Raw genomic sequence first — 6,792 nt, forward strand, 5'->3', positions numbered from 1 at the left:
TGCACACCTACAATCACCACCGCGGACACACCGCGCTGAAAGGCCAACCACCCGCCAGCCGCGTCCCCAACCTCTCAGGGCAATACACCTAGCGCTCTTCACGACGTCCGTGCCCTGAACAGCACCCCCGACACCCCCACCGCCACCGCCAGGATCCCCCCGCACCACGCCAGCGCCAGCCAGGGCGCCGAGCCGACCGGCTGCTCGTGCAGGAGGCCGCGGAGGGACTCGATGAGCGGGGTCACGGGCTGGTGGTCGGCGAAGCCGTGGAGCCAGCTCGGCATCGTCTCGATGGGGACGAACGCGCTGCTCGGGTAGGGCAGGAACATCATGAAGAAGGTGAAACCCGCCGCCGCCTCCGGCGTTTTCGCCAGCAGCCCGACCGCCGCCGAGAGCCAGGAGAGGGCAACCAGGAACACGATCAGGATGCCCGCGGCGGCGAGCCAGCCCATGGGGGTGGCCGAGGGACGGAAGCCGATCAGTACGCCGACGGCGAGGACGAGCGCGGTCGAGAGGAGATTGCGCACGGTGCTGGCCGCCACGTGGCCTGCGAGGATCGACGTGCCGCCGACGTCGAGGGAGCGGAAGCGGTCGATGATGCCGCCCTTCATGTCCTCGCTGACGCGCACCGCCGTGCCGGACGAGCCGAACGCTGCGCACAGGACGAGGATGCCGGGCGCGACGTAGTCGACGTACTGCGTACCGGTGTTGATCGCGCCGCCGAAGAAGTAGACGAAGACGAGCATCAGCATGAGCGGCAGCACCATCGAGGTGATGACCGCGTCGACATCGCGGCGGCTGAGGCGGATGCAGCGGCCGGTCATGGTCAGTGCCGGGGTCAGCAGGCCGGTGGTGCCGGGCGTTTCAGGCATGGGCGGGCTCCTCCTCGGTAAGGGCGCCGGACCCGGTGAGGGACAGGAACACGTCGTCGAGCGTTGTCGTGTGCAGGGAGAAGCGGGCCACGTCGCGTCGGGCCGGGTCGATCTCGTCGAGCAGGGACCGCACTTCGGCCGCTGTGCCGTCGGTCGGCAGGCCGAGCGTCAGGGTTTCGGGGGAGCGGTGCACGGCGCGCGCCTCGTGCCGCCGGTACGCCGCCGAGTCGGCGAGGACCAGGTCCAGGCGGTGGCCGCCGACCCTGGCCTTCAGCTGAGCGGCGGTGCCTTCGGCGATCACGCGGCCGCCGTCCATGACGGCGATGCGGTCGGCGAGGCGGTCGGCTTCCTCCAGGTACTGGGTGGTGAGGAAGACGGTGGTGCCCCGGCCGGAGAGGTCGCGCACCACCTGCCAGAGCTCCTGACGGCTGCGCGGGTCGAGGCCGGTCGTCGGCTCGTCCAGGAAGACGACGCCGGGGTCGCCGACGAGGCCGGCGGCGAGGTCGAGCCGGCGGCGCATGCCTCCCGAGTAGGTCGCCGCGAGGCGGTGGGCGGCGTCGGTGAGGTCGAAGCGTTCCAGCAGTTCGGCTGCCCGGCGGCGGGCCGCGGTGCGTGACCGGCCGGTGAGGCGGGCCATCATGCGAAGGTTCTCCTCGCCGGTCTGCTTCTCGTCCACCGCCGCGAACTGGCCGGTGAGGCTGATGGCCCGGCGTACCCGGCTCCGCTCGTTCAGTACGTCGTATCCGGCGACGCGGGCGTGGCCGGCGTCCGGCGCGGTGAGCGTGGCGAGGATCCGTACGGTCGTCGTCTTGCCGGCGCCGTTGGGCCCGAGCAGGGAGAAGACGGTGCCCTGTTCGACCCGGAGGTCGACGCCGTCGAGCACCGTCACCTTTCCGTATGCCTTACGCAGCCCTGTGGCCTCGATGGCCGGCCCCTCAACGGCCGGCCCCTCAGCAGCCGGCCCCTCGACGGCCGGTGGTCGGTCTGTGCTCATCTTCGCGAACCCCCTTCGGCGCATGCGCCCGCGCACGCTTCTGTGCGCGCTTCTGCGTATGTCATACGCGGTACTGCGTAAGGGTTACGCATTACTAGGATGGGCGTCAAGCGCGAGGCAGCCCTGGGCCGGACCCGGTGGCGGATGCGGCGGAGGCGGCGGAGCGATGGCGGGCGACGGACGTAGGCGCGGCCCAGGCGGTGCGCGGGCCGGCACCGGGCTGCCCGCGAGCATCGAGGCCGCGTGGGGGCTGCGGGAGCGCCCGGGCAAGGGGCCCAAGCCGGGCATCGGCGTCGAGCGCATCGTCGCGGCCGCCGTCGCAGTGGCGTCGTCCGAGGGGCTCGCGGCCGTCTCCATGGGGCGGGTCGCCAAGGAGCTCGGCGTCTCGACGATGTCCCTGTACCGGTACGTGGCCGCCAAGGACGAGCTCTACATCCTGATGCAGGAGGCGGCCGTCGGCCTGCCGCCCGCGCCCCCTCCGCCCGGCACCGGCTGGCGCGAGGCGCTGGAGGCATGGGCGTGGGCGCAGCGCGAAGTGATCCACCGGAACCTGTGGATGCTGCGCATCCCCATCTCCGGCCCGCCGGCCACGCCCAACTCGGTCGCCTGGTGGGACCGGGGCCTCGCTGCCCTCGCGGACACGGGTCTCGACGAGGGTGAGAAGATCTCGGTCATCCTGCTGGTCGGTGGCTTCGTGCGGAACGAGGCCCTGCTCATGGCGGACCTGGGCGCCGCGATCGCGGCGAGCGGGGAGTCCGCCGAGGTGGTCATGCGCCGCTACGCCGAGACCCTGGAGCGTTTCGCCGACCCCGAGCGCTATCCGGCGCTCGCCAAGCTGCTGGAGTCGAGGGTGATGCACGAACCCGACACTGCCGACTTCGAGTTCGTCTTCGGTCTGGAGCGCCTGATGGACGGGGTGCAGGTGCTGGTCGACAGGCGCGGCCGGGAAAGCGGCTGCGAGGACGGCGGGGGCGCCGCCCCGCGCGGAGGGGGCGTCGAGGCGTGAGCGGCGAGATGGGGCTGCGGGAGCGCAAGAAGCTGCTGACGTACCGCGCGATCTCGGAGGCCGCGATCGCGCTCTTCCTCGAGCGGGGCTTCGACGCAGTGTCCGTCGCCGAGGTCGCGGCTGCGGCGGACGTCTCCAAGCCGACCCTCTTCCGGTACTTCCCGGCCAAGGAGGACCTGGTCCTGCACCGGTTCGCCGACCATGAGGACGAGGCGGCGCGCGTGGTGACGGCGCGGCCGGAGGCGGTCTCGCCGCTCACGGCGCTCCACCGGCACTTCCTCGACGGCTTGGAGCGCCGCGACCCGGTGACCGGGCTGAACGACGACGAGCGGGTGCTGGCCTTCCACCGTCTGCTGTACGGGACCCCCGGCCTGGTCGCGCGGCTGCCTGCCTACCGGGCCAGGTCCGAGGCGGCCCTGGCGGAGGCGTTGCGCGCGGCCGGTGTCGGGAGGCTTGGTGCCCGGCTCGCGGCGGGGCAGATCGTGGCCGTGCAGCGCATCCTCGCGGAGGAGAACTGGCGGCGGATCGCGGCGGGTGAGCGTGCGGAGGAGGTCGCCGCGGACGCGGTGGCGGCGGCGGACCTGGCGTTCGCGCAGCTGCGCGACGGACTGGAGTGAGCCCTCGGGCGGGGTGGGCCTTCGGACCGGAATGAGCTCTAGTTAAAAATGTAACTCGGTTGCGCTATTCTCGTGGGAATGACGTCACTCGACCACGAGCTGGCCCGGGAGCGGGCCTTCCACGACACCTGCCGCGACGCCCTGACCGCCATGCTGGAGGGCACTGACCACCGGGTCGCCACCGGCGCCGACGTGTCCGCGTCCGGCGCGGACGCCGAAGTCCTCGGCCGCCAGTTCCGCAGTCACGCACGGGAACTGCGCGAACAGCCGCCCGGGCCGCTGTTCTTCGGCCGTCTCGACCACGAGGACGGCCAAAGCCACCACATCGGCCGCCGCCGCATCAGCCGCCGTCCCGCCGACCCGCCGCTCGTCATCGACTGGCGCGCCCCCGTCTCGCGCACCTTCTACCAGGCGAGCGCCGGCGACCCCCAGGGCGTCGCCGTGCGCCGCCGGTTCGGCTGGGCGCCGGGCAGCGACGGCGACTCCGCCGATCTGACCGGCCTGGAGGACGAGCCCCTCGGCGGATCGGACGCCACCGGCGCTGCCGCACGCGCGAGCGCGATCGTCGCCGACGAGATCGAACGGCCGCGCGTCGGCCCGATGCGCGACATCGCCGCCACCATCCAGCCCGAGCAGGACGATCTCGTACGCGCCGAACTGGCCCACACCGTCTGCGTCCAGGGCGCCCCCGGCACCGGCAAGACCGCGGTCGGCCTGCACCGCGCCGCGTATCTGCTCTACACGTATCCGCAGCGCATCACGCGCAGCGGTCTGCTGATCCTCGGCCCCAACCGGACCTTCCTGTCCTACATCTCCGAGGTTCTGCCCGCGCTCGGCGAAGTCGACATCCGCCAGTCGACCGTCGACGACGAGATCGCACGGCACGAAGTGCGGCAGGACGACTCGCGGCACGCCGCGGCCGTCAAGCACGACATCCGCATGGCGGCCGTACTGCACCGCGCCCTGTACGCACGGGTCGTACCGCCGGCCGAGGCGCTCGCCGTCGCCGACGGCTCCTACCGCTGGCGCGTGCCGCTCGGCGAGCTGCAGCGGATCGTCGTGGAGGTCCGCGAGGAGGCGCCACCGTACGCCGTGGGCCGTGAACGGGTGCGCAGCCGCGCCGTACGCGCCGTACAGCTCCAGGCGGAGCGGCGGGCAGGGCCCGTGAGCAACGCATGGGTGCGCAAGATCGCCGGGGCGACGGCGGTCCGCGCGTTCGTGGACGCGGTCTGGCCGAAGGCGCTGCCCGAGGAGGTACTGGCCGAGGTGCTCACCGATCCCCGCGACCCGCTCCTGACGGCGGCCGAGCGGGACGCCGTCCGGTGGGCGAAGCCCCCGCGCTCGTACCGGTCCGCGAAGTGGTCCGCCGCCGATCTCGTCCTGCTCGACGAGCTCGCCGGTCTGATCGAACGCCCCGAAGGCTACGGGCACATCGTCGTCGACGAGGCGCAGGACCTGTCACCGATGCAGTGCCGTGCCATCGCCCGCAGGGCGGGATCCGGCTCCCTCACCGTGCTCGGCGACCTCGCCCAGGGGACCACGCCGTGGGCCGCCCGCGACTGGCAGCGGCAACTCGCCCACCTGGGCAAGGAACGGGCCACCGTGGTCGCCCTGACCGCGGGCTTCCGGGTGCCGGCGGCGATCGTCGACCTCGCCAACCGTCTCGTCGGCGCACTGGACGTCGACGTGCCGCGGGCCCGGTCGCTGCGACGGGACGGCGAGCTGACGATCCACGGCGTCGACGACACGGCCGCGGCCGTGGTCCCTGTCGTGCGCCACGCCCTGGCACGCGTGGGCTCGGTCGGCGTCATCGCGGCGGCCGGCGAGGCCACGGAACACCTGCGCGACGCGCTCGCACCCCATCTGCCCGACAAGGAGCGCGCACGGGTCAGCGTGCTGCCGGCGACGCTCGCCAAGGGCCTCGAGTACGACCATGTCGTCGTCGTGGAACCGGCGGCGATCGTCGAGGCGGAGGCTCGCGGACCGCACCGGCTCTACGTGGCGCTCACCCGGGCCGTCTCCCGCCTCGACATCCTGCACAGCCGTCCGCTCCCGCCGGAACTGTGCAGCCGTGCCTGACCGTTCACGTCATGCTCCGCCGCCCCCGCCCGGTGTGTGGCTCCACCCTCTCGCACCGGCGACCTGCCGGGCCGCGTGCCAGACTCCGGACCGGACCCGGTCCGTCAGCCGTAGCGGCGCAGGAGCGCCAGGAGGTAGTCCTCCAGCCGCCGGGCGAGCACGTCGCCGGTGAGGTCCGTACGCCCCAGCTCCCGCCACGGCACCGCGACCTTCTCCGCGTCGGGGGCGAACGCGAGGGCGTCGAGCATCCGCCAGTACAGATGGGCGGCCGGATCCTGCGACAACCGGCCGCCCGCGGCGGTGTACCGGTCGGCGAAGCGCATGCCCGCCTCGGGGCCGTGCAGCAACGCCAGCGCTGTGGAGCAGTGGGCCACGTCCAGGTCCGCCGGACCCCAGGAGGTTTCCACCCAGTCGACGACGCCGCTGATGCGCGTCGCGTCGGCGTCTCCGGTGAAGAGCACGTTCCCCGGGTGGAAGTCCCGGTGCAGGAAGCACCCTTGGTGGTCGGGCGGATCCCGGCGTACGACGTCGACGGCGCGCCGCCAGACCTCCGGACGATCCGTGGTCTCGGGCAGCCGGACGTGTTCGGGTGACGTCCACGCCTGGTAGGCGCGCGGCCGGGCCGCTTCCGGCACATGCAGCTGGTGGATGCTGACGAGCCGGCGGGCGAGAAGACCGGAACGGCGGTCGGCGCCTTCCTCGCCGAGCCGGACGCCGCCCGGCAGCAGGGTCATCAGCAGGGAGGGGTGGTCGCAGTGCTCCCCGCTCGCGTCGATGGCCCGCAACTCCGCCGCCGGTATGCCGGTCGGGCCCAGCATCGTCAGGATGTCCGCCTCGCGGGTGAGCATCGCGGGGGCGTGCCGGACGTAGAAGGGTTTGACGAACGAACGCAGCACCAGGTGCCGCTCGTCGCCGCCGGGACCGGCGACACGCAGCCGCCGCATCGACGAGGTCCACCCGCCGCGAAGCCGCTCGACGGCCTCGATCCGCTCGCCCGCGCCCAGCTGCTTCTCGACCCAGGCGCGAGTGGCAGCCCAGTCCTGGCCGTCGCGTAGTTCCTGCTGCCCATTGCCCGTGTCCCCGTCCATGCCGGACACGCTATCGATCTCGCAGGATCCGAACGAGAGGCCCTAGATGATCGATTCCAAGGGATCGGCTGCGCGCATGGGACGAGGGCGTCCAACGTCAGTGTGTGAAGACAGAGTTGGACACCCTCGCGATCGC

The 6,792-nt window shown here is 72.6% G+C and carries 6 protein-coding genes; 3 read left to right on the plus strand and 3 right to left on the minus strand.

The genetic code is table 11. The features are described 5' to 3' along the window. Positions 1–98: 98 nt before the first annotated feature. Complete coding sequence (locus tag ACZ4SA_RS36475; protein ID WP_468283018.1) at positions 99–872, minus strand: ABC transporter permease; 774 nt, start codon at positions 870–872, stop codon at positions 99–101. Then, positions 865–1,866, minus strand: coding sequence for an ATP-binding cassette domain-containing protein (locus tag ACZ4SA_RS36480; RefSeq protein WP_468283021.1), 1,002 nt, complete (start codon positions 1,864–1,866; stop codon positions 865–867). Before ACZ4SA_RS36480 ends, ACZ4SA_RS36475 begins: the two co-directional genes overlap by 8 nt. Before the next feature lie 166 nt (positions 1,867–2,032). Between ACZ4SA_RS36480 and ACZ4SA_RS36485 the strand changes: the two genes are divergently transcribed. From ACZ4SA_RS36485 to ACZ4SA_RS36495, 3 genes are all read left to right on the plus strand, one after another. Further along, entirely contained in the window at positions 2,033–2,872 is an 840-nt protein-coding gene (locus ACZ4SA_RS36485; RefSeq protein ID WP_468283024.1) for a TetR/AcrR family transcriptional regulator, read from the plus strand. After that, on the plus strand, positions 2,869–3,489 hold the full coding sequence (locus ACZ4SA_RS36490; protein WP_468283027.1) for a TetR family transcriptional regulator: 621 nt from the start codon (positions 2,869–2,871) through the stop codon (positions 3,487–3,489). Before ACZ4SA_RS36485 ends, ACZ4SA_RS36490 begins: the two co-directional genes overlap by 4 nt. A 78-nt stretch (positions 3,490–3,567) precedes the next feature. Then, a complete protein-coding gene (locus ACZ4SA_RS36495) occupies positions 3,568–5,568 on the plus strand; it encodes a HelD family protein (protein ID WP_468283030.1) in 2,001 nt (666 codons plus the stop codon). Positions 5,569–5,672: 104 nt separating this feature from the next. On the opposite strand, the gene ACZ4SA_RS36500 is transcribed toward ACZ4SA_RS36495, so the two are convergent. After that, positions 5,673–6,656: a phosphotransferase family protein gene (locus ACZ4SA_RS36500; protein ID WP_468283033.1), complete on the minus strand. Its 984-nt coding sequence runs from the start codon at positions 6,654–6,656 to the stop codon at positions 5,673–5,675. Positions 6,657–6,792: the final 136 nt, after the last annotated feature.

The sequence above is a fragment of the Streptomyces sp. NPDC027962 genome, from assembly GCF_055566095.1.